This is a genomic window from Massilia sp. UMI-21, assembly GCA_015277795.1.
Taxonomy (GTDB): domain Bacteria; phylum Pseudomonadota; class Gammaproteobacteria; order Burkholderiales; family Burkholderiaceae_D; genus Telluria.
This window is the reverse complement of sequence record CP063848.1, coordinates 636,608-654,171: the sequence shown is the minus strand read 5'-3', so window position 1 is coordinate 654,171 and position 17,564 is coordinate 636,608. Positions and strand designations below refer to the sequence as shown.

At 62.6% G+C, this 17,564-nt stretch carries 12 protein-coding genes; 2 read left to right on the top strand and 10 right to left on the bottom strand.

Annotation, left to right across the window (positions count from 1 at the left end):
* Nucleotides 1–15: 15 nt before the first annotated feature.
* From IM543_02830 to IM543_02800, 7 genes are all read right to left on the bottom strand, one after another.
* Nucleotides 16–780 (bottom strand): response regulator, encoded by a 765-nt coding sequence (locus IM543_02830; GenBank protein ID QOY94852.1) that lies wholly within the window; start codon nt 778–780, stop codon nt 16–18.
* Nucleotides 777–3,479: a sensor histidine kinase KdpD gene (locus tag IM543_02825; GenBank protein QOY94851.1), complete on the bottom strand. Its 2,703-nt coding sequence runs from the start codon at nt 3,477–3,479 to the stop codon at nt 777–779. The genes IM543_02830 and IM543_02825 overlap by 4 nt, the downstream gene beginning before the upstream one ends.
* 60 nt (nt 3,480–3,539) lie before the next feature.
* Nucleotides 3,540–4,136 (bottom strand): potassium-transporting ATPase subunit KdpC, encoded by a 597-nt coding sequence (kdpC, locus tag IM543_02820; protein ID QOY94850.1) that lies wholly within the window; start codon nt 4,134–4,136, stop codon nt 3,540–3,542.
* Nucleotides 4,137–4,146: 10 nt separating this feature from the next.
* Entirely contained in the window at nt 4,147–6,183 is a 2,037-nt protein-coding gene (gene kdpB, locus IM543_02815; GenBank protein QOY94849.1) for a potassium-transporting ATPase subunit KdpB, read from the bottom strand.
* Between the two features lie 9 nt (nt 6,184–6,192).
* A complete protein-coding gene (kdpA, locus tag IM543_02810) occupies nt 6,193–7,896 on the bottom strand; it encodes a potassium-transporting ATPase subunit KdpA (GenBank protein ID QOY94848.1) in 1,704 nt (567 codons plus the stop codon).
* A gap of 42 nt (nt 7,897–7,938) precedes the next feature.
* Nucleotides 7,939–8,640, bottom strand: a complete 702-nt coding sequence (locus IM543_02805; protein QOY94847.1) for a hypothetical protein — start codon at nt 8,638–8,640, stop codon at nt 7,939–7,941.
* Between the two features lie 136 nt (nt 8,641–8,776).
* Nucleotides 8,777–10,435 (bottom strand): CehA/McbA family metallohydrolase, encoded by a 1,659-nt coding sequence (locus IM543_02800; protein QOY94846.1) that lies wholly within the window; start codon nt 10,433–10,435, stop codon nt 8,777–8,779.
* A gap of 314 nt (nt 10,436–10,749) precedes the next feature.
* Here IM543_02800 and IM543_02795 point away from each other — a divergent pair, with 314 nt between their 5' ends.
* Complete coding sequence (locus tag IM543_02795) at nt 10,750–11,364, top strand: DUF4760 domain-containing protein (protein ID QOY94845.1); 615 nt, start codon at nt 10,750–10,752, stop codon at nt 11,362–11,364.
* 100 nt (nt 11,365–11,464) lie between these two features.
* On the opposite strand, the gene IM543_02790 is transcribed toward IM543_02795, so the two are convergent.
* The 3 genes from IM543_02790 to IM543_02780 form a co-directional block, all read right to left on the bottom strand.
* Nucleotides 11,465–12,697, bottom strand: a complete 1,233-nt coding sequence (locus IM543_02790) for an abortive infection family protein (GenBank protein QOY96499.1) — start codon at nt 12,695–12,697, stop codon at nt 11,465–11,467.
* 198 nt (nt 12,698–12,895) lie between these two features.
* Nucleotides 12,896–13,315, bottom strand: coding sequence for a hypothetical protein (locus IM543_02785; protein ID QOY94844.1), 420 nt, complete (start codon nt 13,313–13,315; stop codon nt 12,896–12,898).
* Nucleotides 13,316–13,470: 155 nt separating this feature from the next.
* Nucleotides 13,471–14,832, bottom strand: a complete 1,362-nt coding sequence (locus IM543_02780) for an SIR2 family protein (protein ID QOY96498.1) — start codon at nt 14,830–14,832, stop codon at nt 13,471–13,473.
* A gap of 846 nt (nt 14,833–15,678) precedes the next feature.
* On the opposite strand from IM543_02780, the gene IM543_02775 reads away from it, so the two are divergent.
* Nucleotides 15,679–17,562 carry a TonB-dependent receptor gene (locus IM543_02775; protein QOY96497.1) on the top strand — a complete coding sequence of 628 codons (1,884 nt, stop codon included), beginning with the start codon at nt 15,679–15,681 and terminating at the stop codon, nt 17,560–17,562.
* Nucleotides 17,563–17,564 lie beyond the last annotated feature (2 nt).

Below are 17,564 nucleotides of genomic sequence, written 5' to 3'. Positions count from 1 at the left end.
CGCAGGTGCGGAGCGTCAGTCCGGACGGCCAATGCCGGCCTGGGATGTTTTCTCGCGCGACTGGAAGCGCAGCCCTACTCCCGGCTCGGTGATGATGTAGCGCGGATCGGCGGCGTCCTCGCCCAGCTTGTGGCGCAGCTTGCCCACCAGGATGCGCAGGTAGTGCGCATCTTCCTGGTGCGTGGGCCCCCAGACCTGGCGCAGCAACTGCGGCTGGGTGATCAGGCGGCCGGGTTCGCGTACCAGCAGGGCCAGCAGCGCGAACTCCTTGCGCGTGAGCGACACCGGCTGGCCGTGCATGCGCAGCTCGCGGTTGGCAAGGTCGATGAACAGTTCGCCGTCATCATAGACCTGGGCGCCCCCCATGCGCGTCAGGACGCCACGCAGCAGCGCCCGGACGCGCGCCATCAGCTCCTCGATGCCGAAGGGCTTGGTCACGTAGTCGTTCGCGCCGGCGTCGAGCAGCGCCACCTTTTGCTCCTCGGCGGAGCGCACCGTCAGCACGATGACCGGGACGGCCGACCATTGACGCAGCTCGCGCAGCACGTCCTGGCCGTCGCGGTCGGGCAGCCCGAGATCCAGGATCACCAGTTCCGCCCCCTGGCTGGCCAGCAGCGCCAGGCCGCGCTCGCCGGTGTCGGCGAGCTGGGTGTGGTAGCCCTGGGCGCGCAGGCTGATGTCGATGAACTTGCGGATCTGCGGTTCGTCGTCGATGACGAGCACGCGGGCCGGCGCCACCGAGTGTGTGCCGTGGTCGGCGCTGCGGTCGCCATGATTCATGCGGATGTCTCCTCGCTGAGTGGTAGCTCACCCCAGGGCAGGACGAGGCGGATCGTGGTCCCGACGCCGTCGGGGCCGGGCAGCGCTTCCACGCTGCCCATGTGGGCGCCGATGATGCCTTGCACGATCGTCAGGCCAAGGCCTGTTCCGTGCCGGCCGCGGTCGCCGCGCTCCACACTGTAGAACATGTCGAAGATCCGGCGCCGCTCGTTTTCCGGAATGCCGGGTCCGCGGTCCGAGATGTCGACCTGGAGCAGGCCGTCAGCACGGCGTTCGGCCCTGACCAGGACCGGTTCGCCTGGCGGCGAGAACTTTGCCGCGTTCTCCAGCACGTTGAACAGCGCCTGCTCGACCAGCGCCGGATGCACGTGGATCGGTGGCATGCCGGCGGCGAGCCTGGCCACGAAGCGGGTTCCGGCGACATAGCGCTGCACGCGCCGCGTGGCCGAGCCGATCAGTTCGTCGACGCCGATCCAGTCGCGCGTCAGGCTCAGCCCCTGGTGACCCAGGCGTGTCATGTCCAGCAGGTTCTGGATGTAGCGGTCGAGGCGTTCGCCTTCGAGGCGGATGGTCTCGAGCAGGCTGCCGCGGTCGTCGGCGCTCATCGCGTCGCCGTAGCTGGCCAGGCTGCCGGCGGCGCCGATCATCGACGCCAGCGGCGAGCGCAGGTCGTGCGACACCGACGACAGCAGGGCCGAGCGCAGGCGCTCGGTTTCGCCGCTGACGCGGGCGGCTTCGAGATCCGCGACCAGCCGCGCACGCAGTGCCGCCTGGCCGATATCGTCGACCATGCGTTCGGCCAGCCGGCGTTGTTCGAAGCTCAAGCGTGGTGCTTCGGCGGGAAAGCGCAGGCCCACCACGCCCACCGCCTCCTCGCTCGACTGGACTGGAAGAAACCACCAGCTGGAACTGGCGAGCGTGTCGGTAAACCGGCCACTGGGCTGCCCATGGCGCTGGCACCAGTCGGCCGCGACCCGGTCCTTCTCACCGATCGCCCCGCTCGCCGGGGTCGGTCCTTCCTGGCCGCTGATCCGAATCCAGGCCTGCGCGCGTAGCGCAGACGCCAGCAGCCGGTTGCCGGCGGCGATCACCTGCCCGAGGTCGGCCGCCTTGGACAGCTCGCGGCCGAGGTTCTGCATCGTCGTCGCGTGGGTATTTGCCACGCGCAGCGCGATGACCTGGGTGCGCAGGCGCGAGGCCAGCCGGCCGGCGATCAGGGCGGCCGCCAGGAACAGCAGCACTGTCGCCACGCCCTGGTGCGCTTCGATGAAGAAGGTGTAGCGCGGCTCGATGAAGAAGAAGTTATATGACAGAAAACACAGGGTCGCGGTGACGACCGCCGCAGCCATCCGCGAGCGTGCGGCCACCAGCAGCACGGCCACGATGAACACCATCGACAGGTCGCTCAGGCCGAGGAAGCGCTCGCCCAGTGCCGCCGCCGCGACGCTGGCAGCGGTCGTGCCGAGTACCAGGACCGGTTCGCCCCGGCTCAACCAAGGCTTGCCGGACGGGCCATAGCCGCCACGCGCACGCAAGCGCGCCTGCGGCGTGCTGACGATGGTCAGCTCGTACCGCGCGCCGCGCCGCAGCAACTGCTGGCTCAGGGTACGGTTGAAGACGCGCGCCACCGGACGTTCGCGCGTCCTGCCGATCACGATCGCCGATGCGCCGCGCGCCGCCGCCGCATCCAGCAGGGCGCCGGCGATGTCCGAGCCGTGCAGCACCTCGGTGTCGCCGCCGAGCTTGCGGGCCAGTGCGAACGCGCGGTCGATTTCCATCTGGCGCCCTTGCGCTTGCCCACTGCCGGGCGGGCTGTCGCCCGCGCCGCTCATGCTGGCGGCGGTCCTTCCGGTCTCGACCGTGACCACCGACCAGGGCGCCCCCCGCCGTTCGGCGATCCGGCTGCCGGCCCGGACCAGGTATTCGGACTGTCCCCTGCCATCGATGGCGATCAGCACATGGCGCTGGATCGAAATGCCCGCCAGGCCCGCGGCGGCGCGGGTCTGGCGCAGATCGGCATCGACGTGGTCGGCGACGGTCTGCATTGCCAGCTCGCGCAGGGCGGTGAGGTTGGACGGCGAAAAGAAGGCCTGCAGCGCGTGGGCCGCCTGCTCCGGCAGGTAGACCTTGCCCTGGTTCAGGCGCTCGATCAGTTCGCGCGCCGGCAAGTCCACCAGCCGGATGTCGCGCAGGCGGTCGAACACACCGTCCGGCACGGTCTCGCTCACGCGCACGCCGGTGATCTGGTGCACCAGGTCGTTGAGGCTTTCCAGATGCTGGACGTTGACGGTGGTGGCGACGTCGATGCCGGCGTCGAGCAGTTCCTCGACGTCCTGCCAGCGCCGCTCGTGGCGGCTGCCCGGCGCGTTGCGATGGGCGAGTTCGTCGACCAGGACTACCTGCGGCCTGCGCGCCAGGATGGCGTCGAGATCCATCTCGTCGAGCCGCCGGCCCTGGTAGTCGATCTGCCGGCGCGGCACCAGCGGCAAGCCTTCGACCAGCGCCTGGGTGTCGCCGCGCCCATGGGTTTCCACGATGCCGATCACGATGTCGATGCCCTGCCGCTGCAGTTCCCGCGCGCGCGCCAGCATCGCGTAGGTCTTGCCCACGCCTGGCGCCGCCCCGAGAAACACGGTGAGGCGCCCCGCGCCCTGGCGCCGCAGCGTTTCCATCAATGCATCTGCCTGTTCAGTTCTCATATCCGCTTGGTGTTGTGCCCCGCCATCTTAGCCGCAGATCGCAGGGCCTGCCTGCCGCCGTCAGCGCGCGCCTGCCGACACGCGGTCGAGGGCCAGGTTCAGGGGCAGCACCTTGACGCGCGGCTGTCCGAGCAAGCCGAACTGCGGCGCCTCGGTGTACCGCGCGACCAGCCCTTGAACCTGCTCCGGCGCGAGGCCGCGGGCCGCCGCCACGCGCCCGACCTGGATCGCCGCCGCCTCCGGGCTGATGTGCGGATCGATGCCGCCGCCGGACTGCGTGACCAGGTCGCTCGGCACCTGCGCCGGATCGACGCCCTCGCGCGCCGCGACCGCGGCCCTGGCCTCGTCGACCCGCTTGCGCAGGTCCTGGTTGGTGCGCGCCGCATTGCTGCCGCTGACGCCCATCGGATCGTAGCCGGCGGCCGAGGGCCGCGACTGGAAATAGCCAGCCGCGGCGAAGGGCTGGGCCACCAGTTCCGAGCCGAGTACCTTGCCCTGATGCACGATCATGCTGCCGTCGGCGCGTTCGGGATACAGCAACTGACCCAGCCCGACGCCGGCCATCGAATACAGGAAGCCGAAGCCGGCCAGGGACACGGCGGCCAGGCCGAAGGCAGCGCGCCAGGCGCACGGCGCTGAAGTAGAAATATGTGCCACGAAAGACTCCTCAGAGTGTGAACAGGGCCGCCAGGACCATGTCGATCAGCTTGATCGCGAAGAAGGGCAGGACGATGCCGCCGGCGCCGTACACCAGCATGTTGTTGCGCAGCAGTTCGGTCGCACCGGCCGGCTTGAAGCGCACACCGCGCAGCGCCAGCGGGATCAGAAGCGGGATGATGACGGCGTTGAAAACCAGGGCCGACAGCACCGCGCTGGCGGGGCTGGCGAGCTGCATCACGTTCAGCGCCCCCATCTGCGGCAATGCGCTGGCGAACAGGGCCGGCAAGATCGCGAAATACTTCGAGACGTCATTGGCCAGCGAGAAGGTGGTCAGCGCACCGCGCGTGATCAGCTGCTGCTTGCCGATTTCCACCACCGCCAGCAGCTTGGTCGGGTCCGAGTCGAGGTCGACCATGTTGCCGGCCTCCTTGGCGGCCTGGGTGCCGGAATTCATCGCCAGGCCGACGTCGGCCTGGGCCAGCGCCGGCGCGTCGTTGGTGCCATCGCCGACCATCGCCACCAGGCGTCCCTGGGCCTGCTCGGCGCGAATCCGCGCCAGCTTGTCCTCAGGGCGCGCTTGCGCGACGTAGTCGTCGACGCCGGCTTCGGCCGCGATCGCGGCGGCGGTCAGCTTGTTATCCCCGGTGATCATCACGGTGCGCACGCCCATCTCGCGCAGGCGCGCGAAGCGCTCCTTGATGCCATGCTTGACCACGTCCGACAGCTGGACCACGCCCAGGACCTGGCGTCCCTCGGCCACCACCAGCGGGGTGGCGCCGGAACGCGCGACCCTGTCGACGCGCGCCGACAGTTCGGCCGGCACCTGGCCGCCGAGTTGTCGGACGTGCTCGACGATGGCATCCAGCGCGCCCTTGCGGATCACGCGGCCGTCGCGCAGGTCCACGCCGGACATGCGGGTCTGGGCGCTGAACGCGACGAATTGCGCGCCGCTCGGCTCCACCGGCTGGCTGCCGCGCTCCCGGGCCAGCTTGACGATGGATTTGCCCTCCGGCGTCGGGTCGGCCAGCGAGGCCAGCATGGCGGCGTCGTGCAACTGGGCCGCGGTGATGCCGGCCAGCGCCACGAAGTCGGTGGCCTGGCGGTCGCCGTGGGTGATGGTACCGGTCTTGTCGAGCAGCAGCACGTCGATGTCGCCCGCGACCTCGACCGCCTTGCCCGACTTGGCCAGCACATTGGCCTGCAGCGCGCGGCTCATGCCGGCGATGCCGATGGCCGGCAGCAGGCCGCCGATGGTGGTCGGAATCAGGCACACCAGCAGCGCGACCAGCAGCACGACATTGATTTGCACGCCGACGAAGGCGCCGATGAAGGGCAGCGTCGCCACGACGATGACGAAGCTCAGGGTCATGACGGCCAGCAGCAGGCCGAGCGCGACCTCGTTCGGCGTCTTCTGGCGGCTCGAGCCTTCGACCAGGGCGATCATGCGGTCGAGGAAGCTGTTGCCGGCCTCGGCCGTCACGCGGACCACGATGCGGTCCGACAGTACCTTGGTGCCGCCGATCACGCCCGAGCGGTCGGTGCCGGCTTCGCGCAGCACCGGCGCCGATTCGCCGGTCACCGCGGCCTCGTTGATGGTGGCCAGGCCCTCGACGATTTCGCCGTCGGCCGGGACCAGTTGGCCTGCCTCGACCACGACGGTGTCGCCCGGGCGCAGCGCGGCGGCCGGCACAAGCTGTTCCGCCCCACTGCCGTCGAGCCGGCGCGCGCTCAGGTCCTGGCGCGCCCGCCGCAAGGAGGCGGCCTGGCCGCGACCGCGCGCTTCGGCCACGGCTTCGGCGAAATTACCGAACAGGACCGTGAGGAACAGGACCACGGTGACGCTCCAGCCGAAACCGGGCGTGGCCACCCCGGCCAGCGTGGCCACGGCGGTGAGGACGGTGCCGCCCCAGACCACGGCCATGACCGGGTTCTTGATGATGTGCTGCGGCGCGAGCTTGACGAAGGCCTCGGCCAGCGCCCAGGCGGCGCCGCCCTTGCCCATTGCGGCGGTGGGGCGGGTCCGCGAAATGTGTGGTGCATCCATGTTGATTCCTTAAGGATTGATCAGCGCGAGGTGGTCGGCGACCGGGCCGAGCACCAGTACCGGCATGAACTGCAGCAGCGTGAGGATGACGATGATCGCGATCAGGGTCAGGCCGAAGGTCGGCGTTTCCACCTGCAGGCTGCCTGCGGTTTCCGGTGCCTGGCGCTTGGCCGCGAGCATGCCGGCGATCGCCAGCGGGATGATCAGGGCCGGGTAGCGGCCGGCGGCCAGCACGACGCTGCAGCTGAGGTTCCACCAGACGGTCGCATCGCCCAGTCCTTCGAAACCGGAGCCGTTGTTGGCAAATGCCGAGACATACTCGTAGAACACCTGGCTGATGCCGTGGAAGGCCGGATTCGAGTTGCCGGTCAGGGAAGGCACGGCCAGCGTGAGCGCCGTCAGGCCCAGCAGCACCAGCGGCTGCAGCAGCACCAGCACGCCCAGCAGCTTGACCTCGGGCGCCTCGATCTTGCGGCCGAACAGTTCCGGCGTGCGGCCGGTCATCAGCCCGGCGATGAACACCGCCAGCAGCAGGTAGGCGAGGTATTGCTGCAGACCGCAACCGATGCCGCCCCAGATCGCGTTGATCAGCATGTTGCTGATCGGGACCAGGCCGGTGAGCGGTGCCAGCGAGTCGTGCATGGCGTTGACCGAACCGTTCGAGGTCTGGGTCGTCAGTGCCGCCCACAGGGCCGACGGCGCCACGCCCAGGCGGGTTTCCTTGCCTTCCATCAGCGCGATATCGCCCGCACTGCCCGAATAGGCTTCCGACCATACCGAGCAGCCGGCCGAGACGAGCGACATCAGCAGCATCGTGCCGACCACCAGGCCGGCGAACTTGCGGCGCCCAGTAAAGGGACCAACCATGAACGCCACCGCGACCGGCACCAGCACCAGCGCCAGCGTTTCCAGCAGATTCGAAAACGGTGTCGGATTCTCCAGCGGCACCGCGCTGTTGGGGCCATACCAGCCGCCGCCGTTGGTGCCGAGCTGCTTGATCGCGACCATCGGCGCGACCGGGCCCAGGGGGATCTTCTGCTCTTTCATCCCGGCCGACGCATCGAGCGGCGCCAGCACCGGCCCGCCGTCCAGCGTGGCCGGAACTCCCTGGCTGGTCAACAGCACCGACCAGACCAGGCACAGCGGCAGCATGAAACGCACGGTGGGGCGCAGCACGTCGGCCCAGTAGTTGCCGATGTCGGGCTCGGCCCGGCGTGGCGCGCCGGCCGCCGGTTCGTTGCGGCCGCCGAACAGGCCGCGCAGGGTGGCGGCAAGGACCGCCAGGCCCATCATGGGCGTGACGACCTGCAGTCCGACGATGGCCACCGCGTGCGCCAGGTAGGACAACTGGGCCTGGCCCGAGTAGTGCTGCTGGTTGGTGTTGGTCAGGAAGGACACCATCGTGTGCAGCGCCAGGTCCCAACGCATATTGGGAGCACCGTTGGGGTTGAGCGGCAGCCAGGCCTGGGTCATCAGGATGCCCCAGACGATGACCGCCAGCACGGCATTGCTCAGCAGGAAGGCGCCGGCATAGCCGCGCCAGCCCATCCCCTGCTCCGGACGGGTGCCGATCAGTGCGTAGATCGGCCCTTCGATCCAGCGGAACAGGCCGTCGCCGGCCATGGGCGCGCCGCGCATGACGGCCGCCAGGTAGCGGCCGAGCGGCCAGCCCAGCAGCAGCGCGAGTGCAAAAACGAGAAAGAATTCAATCATGTGGAATGCTCCATGGATCCTTGGTCAGGCTGTCGGGCACGCTCAAAAGGAAGCTTGCAGTGCAAACTCGGCACGCGACCCGCCCATGCCGGGGAACAGGCGCCTGGCGGCGGAATCGGTCGCATGCAGGGTCAGGCGGGCTTCGAACGGCGCCTGGAAGGCCCAGATGGCGCTCAGGTTGGCGTGGCTGTAGCTGTCGGCGTAGGACTGGTCCAGCACATAGCGGGCCAGCGTCCCCTCGACCCGCACGCGCTCGTGCATGGGGACGCGCACACCCGCCAGAACATAGGTGCCGCGCGCGCCGCTGGCCATCGCATTGGTCGAATGGCCCAGCGCCAGCCAGGTGTTGTCGCGCCAGGTGAGGGTTGCGTTGAGTTCGTTCCAGTTCAGGTCGGCGTTCGTGGAGGGATACTGGTAGCGCAGCAGATACAGGTCGAGCGCCCAGTCCGGCGCAATCTTTCCGGCCCAGCCGAATGCCAGGTCGAACTCGCTGCTGGCCTGCAAGGCCGGAGCGAACTCGACGGACGAGCCCCACACGGAGGCATACCAGCCTGAGGCGTGCGCGTACCTGAAACCGGCCTGGACGGCGGGATCTTCCAGCGTTTGCGAGCTGCCGCGCCAGACGTAGTCGGAGGTGAGGCTGGCGCTGCCGGAAACCTGCGCGTGGGCAGAAGGGGCGGCGGCCGGCAGGATAATGGCCAGCGACAGGGCAGCAGCAAGCCTGCTCTTGTTCTTGATATACATGAGAATTGTCCGCGTAAATGGCTGAATTGCCACGGCTCAAGTATCGAACCGGAACGCGTAAACTCTCTATGCCGAGACGACGGCGGCAGCGTAAATTCTTCGTAAACTTTGCCGGCGCCCGGCCTGGTACCCGCAATTATTCCTGCGCCACCCACACCGGCGCCGACCACAGCACCTTGCCATCGTCCTGCGTGACTTTCGCATAATAGAAATGCCGGCCCGGCGCCGGCGTGAAGCTGGTCTCGGCCAGGTTCGACGCCTCCGTCACGGTGCCGTTCCGCCCCGGCACGCCCTCCATGATCGACACCGCCGCCACTTTCTTGCCGGCGCTGGAGGCGAAGTGCGTGCGCAGCGTGAGTGGGCCGCGGTTGGTAAAGCGCTCGCCCATCAGCTTGCCGTTGGCGGTGAAGACCAGCTGCGAGCCCTTGTCCATGGTGGCGAACACGCGGCGCGCCTGGAGCGCGGCGACGAAGCTGTCGCGGGTGAGCGCGGTACCGTTGGGCAGCAGCACGCCGGTGCGGTTGGTATACGACGCGCCCCAGTTGGCGCAGTGGTTGTCCTGGTTGGTGCTGAAGGCCAGGTGGTAGCCGGCTTCCAGCAGGCGGTTGCAGGCCTGCTCGAAGTTGCTGCGCCGGCGCTCGGTCTCGGTATCGTTGGTGGAGAAGGCGGTGCTGTTCATCACCTCGCACAGCACCATGGCCTCGTCGCCATCCGGGTGGTAAGCGAGCGGCACGCCGTTCACCTTGAACTGCCCGCTGTGCGCCGGATGGTTGAACTGCCCCACCCAGCCGCGCGCGCGCATCAGGGTGTAGAGCGCGGCGTAGTCGCTGCGCGGGGTGCGGGTATCGGCCAGCAGCTCGCCGAGGGCATTGGTCTCCCAGCCCAGCAGCGCGTCGCTGTTGAAGATGTTGATGTGGCCACCGTTGTTGATGACGCCCCACTCCATGCCGTACAGCGCCAGGAAGCCCGGCTTGGTGGCGTTGAAGGCCGCCGCGCTGGCCAGGCCGGCCTGGTACAGGTCCCGGGCGGTGGCCGGGTCGGCATCGGCGTCGGTGGCGTCCGAGCCGTCATACATGTGGTTGTGCTCCGAGACGGCCAGGATGTCCAGGCCGCGCCCGCGCGCATAGGCAAAGGCGGCTTCCGGACCGTACCTGCCCTTGCCCGGCTCCTGCGCGCCCTTGCAGTCGTCGAGGGCGCCGCCGCCGTCGCTGTGCTTGCTCTGGCTGTGCAGGTTACCGAGATACACCGTGTAGGGCAGCGAGGCCGTGGCCGGCGCCATGCCGGCAGTCGCCCCATTGGCGTCCAGCTCGCGCATGCCCGGCAGCGGCGCGAAGCGCGGCATGCGCGGCGCGGGCGGCGCCCCGACGGCGATCTGCCAGTCCTGCTCGACGGCGTGGTCGTCGTCCTGGCCGTCGCCGTCCGGCACGCCGCGCAGGATGGCGCGCATGCGCACCCGATACAGCCCGGCCGGCGCCGCCCTGCCCTTGAGGCGGCCGTCCCAGGCCACTTGCACGGCCACGTCCTGGCCCGCAATGGCCTTGCTGCCGCGCCAGCGCTGGACGACGCGCCCTTGCGGGTCGAGCAGCTCCAGCTTCCAGTAGACGGTGCCGGGCCGTTCCAGGCCGGGGTAGCTGAAGTTCAGGCTGAAGGTCCGGCGCGCATCCTGCTTGCCCTGGAAGGGCGCGTGCAAGGTGGCGTCGAATTCCTTGTGCTCGGCCGGGGCCGCGAACGCGCTGCTGCAGCACAGGGCTAGCAGCAGTACACCAAAATTAGGGGAGAGGATTGTGGTTTTCATAATGCAATTTTGACAATTGCATCCTGCTCCACTTTGATGCCCCGTACCCTCAACTTGCAAATTTATCTAGATAATTTGCGCAGATTCAAACTTCCCGCAAACATAGCTCCAGCTAAAGGTAGTTGTCGTTACTTTGACGATCACAGCCTACAAGCCACAACGTCTATGACAAGAGTCCGTACCGCGAGAGGCAATACAGGGGCTTTTTGATGGCCTGCAGATGGCCAAAAGTTGGCGTTCGAGCGATAATCTGAGACAGATTCTTCGCTTACAATTGAATATGAATAGGAATAGGTACAAAAATGCAATCAAACGTGAATAAGAAAAAATTTCGCGTAGCACAACCCGCAAAAGTTTTATTGACTTTTTTTTCATTCGTTCTTACGATTTTTCTTCTATTTGTCGTTTGGCAGCTTAACCATTGGATCATCTTTGGCATTAGTGCACCAACTTTAAATACTCAGAATTGGCTATTCTTAATTGGAGTGGTTGCGGGTATTGCAGGTTGGGTGTGCTCGTCGTTTGTGACCATGCGAAATTCAATCAAACAACACACTGTCAGCATTTATATTCAATCGCGACTATCAAGTCCATACGCCGAAATCAGCAAGCGAGTAAATCTCAAACATTTTTCGATCGGCTGTGTCCCGGGACCAATTCCTCGAGAAGTGTTCGCAAATCCCGAAAACGCTGAAATGATGCATGATATCAATATGGTATTAAACTATTTCGAGTTCATAGCAGTTGGTCTTCGTCACGGCGATCTTGATGAATCGATGTTAAAAAAAATCATGCGCAGCATGATTACCAACATGTGCTCAAAGGCAAGCCTTTATATCGAATTCGTTAGAAACAAAGAGAATGGCATCGGTGGCGAGCACAGCTTTGAACACCTGCTGTGGCTGAACGAACGATGGAAGACGTTGTAAAAATATTTCCTAGAAAATGTCGCTATCCACCTATAATTGCGGTTAGGGAGACATTAGCCGTGCACTGAGCCGTGATAAGAGCACACTGTTGCCTATGCATTCAATCAGCAGGCGCATCACTATTGCGATGTTCTCGTTGGTGATACGTTGCGACAACGAAGTCCACAAATGCAACCGCTGAGGCGACAGCCAGTCGTGCATGCCTCGACTGAAGGCCGCGATGCTTTCCATCGCGGCCATGCCCGGTCCCGTAGAGCCCGCGTAGCTGGGCAAGATTGTTCGTCAGCTGCGTCAGGTTGCGCAGTATAAGACGGATATTATCTGCGCCCTTTGTCTGATCGGTAATTCCCTCAGGAACTAATTCAAGTTCTTTTGTTAACTTTTTCGTGAGTTCTCCAAGGTCTTCCGATTTAGTAAACGGGACATTGCGCTTGGTAAGAATCGTCTTGCAACAAGTCTCTACCATTTCCTTCGCTGTACCGATGGCCAACGGCGGGTCACGCTCAACCGCGTTCTCCAAACGTTCAATCTCCATAGCCATCCAACCGGCATCTAATGCGTCGGCCACAGTCCTACCTCGCGATACAGAGCGATCCGAGGTTCGGACCATACGTCGGTACCAGTACCGCAGTCTTCCAGCAATTCTTTCCTCCTCAAAAAGTTCCCAGCCACACTGACGTAGCTGGTCGTTAAACTGTGATACCAGTCTTCTCGTTTGCTCCTGGTCGGGTCGAACAACAGGGTGAACAACTTCGCAAAGGAACCGAAGGAACACATCGGCTGGGCCGTCCATGAGCTGGAACCTCTCGTCGGTATATAGCCAGTCTTGCTCCCAATCATCATTGTTGATGCAGTGCTGCCAAATATCACCCGCCGCGTCCTTGAATCTGCTATCCCCCGACGGCAGTGTTTGTAAATCATATAGCCGGCTCAAAAAATCAACGTCATCGAGCAGGCCGCTCCAAGCAACGTTCTCGAGGCGCAGGCCGTCAAGGATATTTACGCGGGCTTGACGCGGCAGCGAAAATTCCTGGACGCGCCAATCCTGATTAGTAACTTTTGCAGGTATAAGCTTTGCCGCATAAGAGCGAAGAGTATCGTGCTCCAAGACAATTCTAAATTTCTCTGTAATCTGGTCCTCAAGTCCAGCGCGGCGCGCTCCAAGACGTGAAAATTCAGCGACAGGCAGGTCAAAGTACACATCCCAAAATTCTGTTCCGCCGTTCCAATTGTCATACCCAGTCTGTTCCGCACGCGCAGAATATTCACGCACAATCTTCGCGCCCTCGTGCATCGCGTCAGCCAGCAGTAACGCATGAGCGGTTGCTAACATCTGCTCTAAGTTTTTCTTGTCCACGTATCACCTTGTATCAACAACCTTCGGACGATTCTGAACACGAACACGGAAGTAGTTTCGTGTCATTGCCAAGCTTTGAATGAATTTTATTACGCAACGCTGGTGCGTGGTTGCTCATCAGGGTCAATGACGCGCGTCCGCGAATTTAATCCAGAGACACGCCATCAAAGGTGCTTACAGCGCCTTTCGGCGAGATAAAACATTCAATTTATCCCGATTTAAGAGCGAACGCCAGTCACCCTGCATCAGCGTCGAATTCTTGCTAAATTGATTCATGATTTCAAGAAGCGGCATCGACACAAAAGGAAAACCGACGCGACGCGACCTGATCTGAATACGCGAATATCGCCATTCGAAAAGACTGAGTCCGAACATGTGCCCACGCTTACGGCGCTCAGGATGATTTAAAACCTCAGTTCGCATGGAGGGCAAGTAAACCGAAAGCCGCTGCCCGATGTCTTTGGAATCTACGACTACGCGCTTGCCGACCTCCGTGGCAGAGGAAAGCGAGGATCGAGCAGTTTCGCCAAAACTGATATTGAGTGAAGGCAAGTGGTAACAGTCTGTAGAGGCGCGTGCAACCTGGGTGTTCAACTAGCAATACGTTGGCGTCTTTGCGATTTTGTTAATCCTTCAAATTGTACATGCAGAGCTACTAGCACGGTCAGAAATGCGCAGTTTCACTCGTTTCTGGGTCTGCTTCTCGTAAATCAAAGCAGCCATTTCGCAAGACGAAACGGCACATGCGCCTACATGGACTGTTCGCGATACTCTGCCTGCAACTCGTACGTTTCGCCCGCCAACACCTTCCGAAGCAAGTCTATCGCCGCTGATGAATACTTGTGCATACGGGTTTTCTTTCCTGCAATCATTGTAATGTGGTATGCATTATCAGATTCTTTCATGTCAAAACCAAATTTTTCCGTCACCTGATCAATAAGTTTGTTCACGTAATATGGCGACTTAACGCCGATTTCGTTCGCCACATCAGTAGGAGTATAGGGGAAAGATACATTTACTTTTGATGGATGGTCCAACGAAGCAACTCCCAACAGTGTGGCAATACTTCCGCCTTCCGACAGTTTTCGATCAAGCATTTGAAAGTCTACTTCCACTCGTCTTGTTGGCACATCTTTTCTAACAAGATCAACTGTTCGAGCCATGAGAGCACGCAACAGCTTCATATTTACCTTTTCAAGTGCACCACCATTGCCAAATGCCTCAAAAACCCACTTGAAAGAAGATGCTGAGATACTCTTAATTCTAATCTCACGACCATCACCGACTGAGAGTACCCTATCCCGTGGCGGATATGATTTCATAGATACGTCAGGAGCGTACTCCAATACAAAAATATTCGGGATTAGCTGAAAATCGGCTCGAATCATGCGATCGACATCATAGAGAACGCTACGAATATTCGAGTCAGTTGCACTATAACCTACAAATAAAAGTGGATGCTCTGCAAAATAGGTTAGCAACTTTGCGCTTAAATATTTCTTGTCAGTATCAAATGCCTCGTAGTCACGCTTGGTCAGCACTAATGAAGCCGGGTCAGATACGCATCCATGAATCTTGAATACTTCTCCTACTGACAGGTAAGGTTGACGGAGAATTGTTTGCCCAATTACTCGACTATATTCTGGAAAGATGGATTCGATCAGCTCATCGTAATTTGTAGTTACGATTGCGTGCGGATTCATAGCTTTTAGCGCAGCAATTTCTTCATCTAGCGACTTGCTGCCAAACGAGCCATTCGCATCCGGGCGAATTTTAGAAAGCAATTCGGCAACCTTGTGCTTAATAAAAATATCGCCCGGTATTTGTTCGCTGAAGTACCCAGGCGGGAACTGATCGCGCCCCGCACCCCACGCCCATTCTCTATAAGCGTCAGCAAATACTCCACCTATCTCAGTTAAATCAGCAAACTTTTGCTTGTAATACCCATAGTTCTTGTCTACCACCGGGTATGCCTCGGCAAGTTGCCGTAAGAGGTTATCCCACGTCGGACCACCAGCATACCGCTGCGAAAATCCAGATCCAACGAAAATGATGGGTTGGCAGCCAGCGTCATTGAGGACGCCCTCAACATCTTCTGTCACGTCCCTCATGTACTGGGCATAGTCAAGCATGTTTTGCTCCGTCTTTAACGTTATCGATGTTATTACTCTACATCAATCTACAAATTTTTTTCCACTTACGCACAAAGTTTTAGCATGGTTCAGGGCCGCTTTAGACACGTCTTCTAAATCAAGATCCTTCGAAATTGGCACAACCAAAACAAAGCAGTTTCTCTGCGGAAGCCTTTGGTTTGCCCTGCTGTCGGGTTAAGATTTTGGCAGCGCAAGTAGCCGCGTAGCACCATAAACGCTAGAAGGTGCTTCGGACTCCTTCGGCCACACTCCATGGCGCAGCTTCGTATTTGAAGTAAAAGTCCGCCGTACCACCGGCATGTTGGCGCGCTGCCTGCCCCGCCCGTGATGCCGCGCGCACTGCCTAACTCGTTGTTCCAGAAATAGTAGCCGACGCTACCCCAGAGACAGCGCCACTGCAGCACAAAGCCGGCAGTGCGCGGAAGGAAATGCCTTGCTTTTAATACAATTTTTATAATTTCACTCTTGCTCCTCCAAGCTCTTAAGGCGCATTAACTTCAAAAACTAAAGCAACTTACGCTTGTCTGGCTCCGGCACCGTCCAGAGACCGCGGCGGGCGGAGACAAGCACACCTTTACCGAGTTCCCCACCCGTGGTACCCCCCCTTAAGCATCCTGCTCCCACGCGCTCAATAGAAATTAACGCAGTGCAACGTACTCAAGTAGAATCGCGATGTTTACAAAATTTGTTTCCTGACAATTCCGTCAAGACCTTGCTTTCTCCATGGTACGAATGATCCCTCCCTTGCTTACTTCCGCGCGCGGCATGCCGCGGCTTCGTCCGCTTGTTTGCGCCCTCGCCCTGATGCTGACGGCGGTGGAAGGCCGTGCAGACGTGCTCGCCGCCGCCCCGCAGGATATAGGCGACCTGAGCCTGGAAGAGCTCGCGAACATCCAGGTCACCTCGGTGTCCAAGCGTCCGGAGTCGCTGTCCGGCGCCGCGTCCTCGATCTTCGTCATCAACGGCAGCGAGATCCGCCGCGCCGGCGCCACCACCCTGCCGGAAGCCTTGCGCCTGGCGCCCAACCTGCAGGTGGCGCGGGTCGATGCGCGCAACTACGCCGTGACGGCGCGCGGCTTCAATAGTCCTTTCGAAAACAAGCTGCTGGTCCTGATCGACGGCCGCACCGTTTATTCGCCGCTGTTCTCCGGCGTGTTCTGGGACGTGCAGGACGTCGTGCTGGAAGATATCGAGCGCATCGAGGTGATCAGCGGGCCGGGGGGCACGCTGTGGGGCGCGAATGCGGTCAACGGCATCATCAACATCATCACGAAATCGGCCGCCGCGACCCAGGGCACCCTGGTCAGCGCCGTCGCAGGCCGGGACCAGAAGAACGGCGCGGTCCGCTACGGCGGCACCCTGGCCAACGGCGGACATTACCGGGTGTATGGCAAGCACGCCGACAACGACGATACCCGTACCGCGGCCGGCGCCACCGTGCTCACCGGCTGGCGGCGCCAGCAGGCCGGCTTCCGTGCCGACTGGGGCGATGTCGGCAGCGAGCTCACGCTGCAGGGCGACGTCTACGACGGCAGCTTGCACCAGGCCGGCACCGCGGACATCCAGGTGCGCGGCGCCAACCTTCTCGGGCGCACGAGCCGTCGCTTCAGCGATGGATCGACGGCCACCGCGCAGCTGTACTGGGACCACACCGAACGTGACCAGCCGCTCGCCTTCGTCGAGCACCTCGATACGCTCGACCTGCAACTGCAGCACGCGGTCACCCTGGGCGACCGGCATCACCTGGTCTGGGGCGGCGGCTATCGCTGGGGACACGACCGCGTGCGCAACGGCGCCGCGTTCGGCTTCCTGCCCGGGACCAAGGACCTGCGCTGGGCCAACCTGTTCGCACAAGACGAGATCACGCTGCGCGAGGACCTGCGCCTGAGCGCGGGCCTGAAACTCGAACACAACAATTACACCGGCGTGGAAGTATTGCCGACGCTGCGCCTGGCATGGAATCCGCATGCCTCGACGATGGTCTGGGGTTCGCTGTCACGCTCGGTACGCGCCCCCTCCCGAATCGACCGCGACCTGTACAGCCCGACCACGCCCCGCATCGTGAACGGTATCCCGCAATACGCCATCGCCGGCGGCCCGGACTTCGAATCGGAAGTGGCGAACGTGTTCGAACTCGGCTACCGGGCGCAGCCCACGCCGACGCTATCGTATTCGGCCACGGCCTTCTACGGCCGCTACGACAGGCTGCGCACCCTCGAGCCGAACCGCAAGGGCGCGGGCTCGGTATTCCGCAACTTTGCCGAGGGACGCACGCGCGGCATCGAAACCTGGGCCAGCTGGCAGGCGGGCAAGACCTGGCGCATGTCCGCAGGCGGCGTCGTGCAGAGTGTCGACACGACAACGCAGCCATCCAGCCAGGATGCGACCGGGGCAACCGGCCTGGCCACGAGCGATCCGAGCCATTACTGGATGCTGCGCTCGTCCCACGATCTCGCGGCCGGCCAAGAACTCGACTTCACGCTGCGCCGGGTCGGCGGCCTGGCCAGGCCGAGCGTGCCGTCCTATACGGCGATCGACCTGCGCTATGGCTGGCGTATCCGTGAAGGCCTCGAGCTGTCGCTGATCGGGCAAAACCTGGGCGATCCGCGGCACGCGGAGTTCGGCGCGGCGCCGGGACGCAGCGAATACGAGCGCGCCGTCCTGCTGCGGCTGGTCTGGAACCTGTAAGC

Bases quoted from the DNA above. Each gene is read 5' to 3' on its own strand.
- IM543_02830 (QOY94852.1), bottom strand. From the start codon at position 780: ATGAATCATGGCGACCGCAGCGCCGACCACGGCACACACTCGGTGGCG.
- IM543_02825 (QOY94851.1), bottom strand. From the start codon at position 3,479: ATGAGAACTGAACAGGCAGATGCATTGATGGAAACGCTGCGGCGCCAG.
- kdpB (QOY94849.1), bottom strand. From the start codon at position 6,183: ATGGATGCACCACACATTTCGCGGACCCGCCCCACCGCCGCAATGGGC.
- kdpA (QOY94848.1), bottom strand. From the start codon at position 7,896: ATGATTGAATTCTTTCTCGTTTTTGCACTCGCGCTGCTGCTGGGCTGG.
- IM543_02805 (QOY94847.1), bottom strand. From the start codon at position 8,640: ATGTATATCAAGAACAAGAGCAGGCTTGCTGCTGCCCTGTCGCTGGCC.
- IM543_02800 (QOY94846.1), bottom strand. From the start codon at position 10,435: ATGAAAACCACAATCCTCTCCCCTAATTTTGGTGTACTGCTGCTAGCC.
- IM543_02790 (QOY96499.1), bottom strand. From the start codon at position 12,697: ATGTTAGCAACCGCTCATGCGTTACTGCTGGCTGACGCGATGCACGAG.
- IM543_02780 (QOY96498.1), bottom strand. From the start codon at position 14,832: ATGAGGGACGTGACAGAAGATGTTGAGGGCGTCCTCAATGACGCTGGC.
- IM543_02775 (QOY96497.1), top strand. From the start codon at position 15,679: ATGCTGACGGCGGTGGAAGGCCGTGCAGACGTGCTCGCCGCCGCCCCG.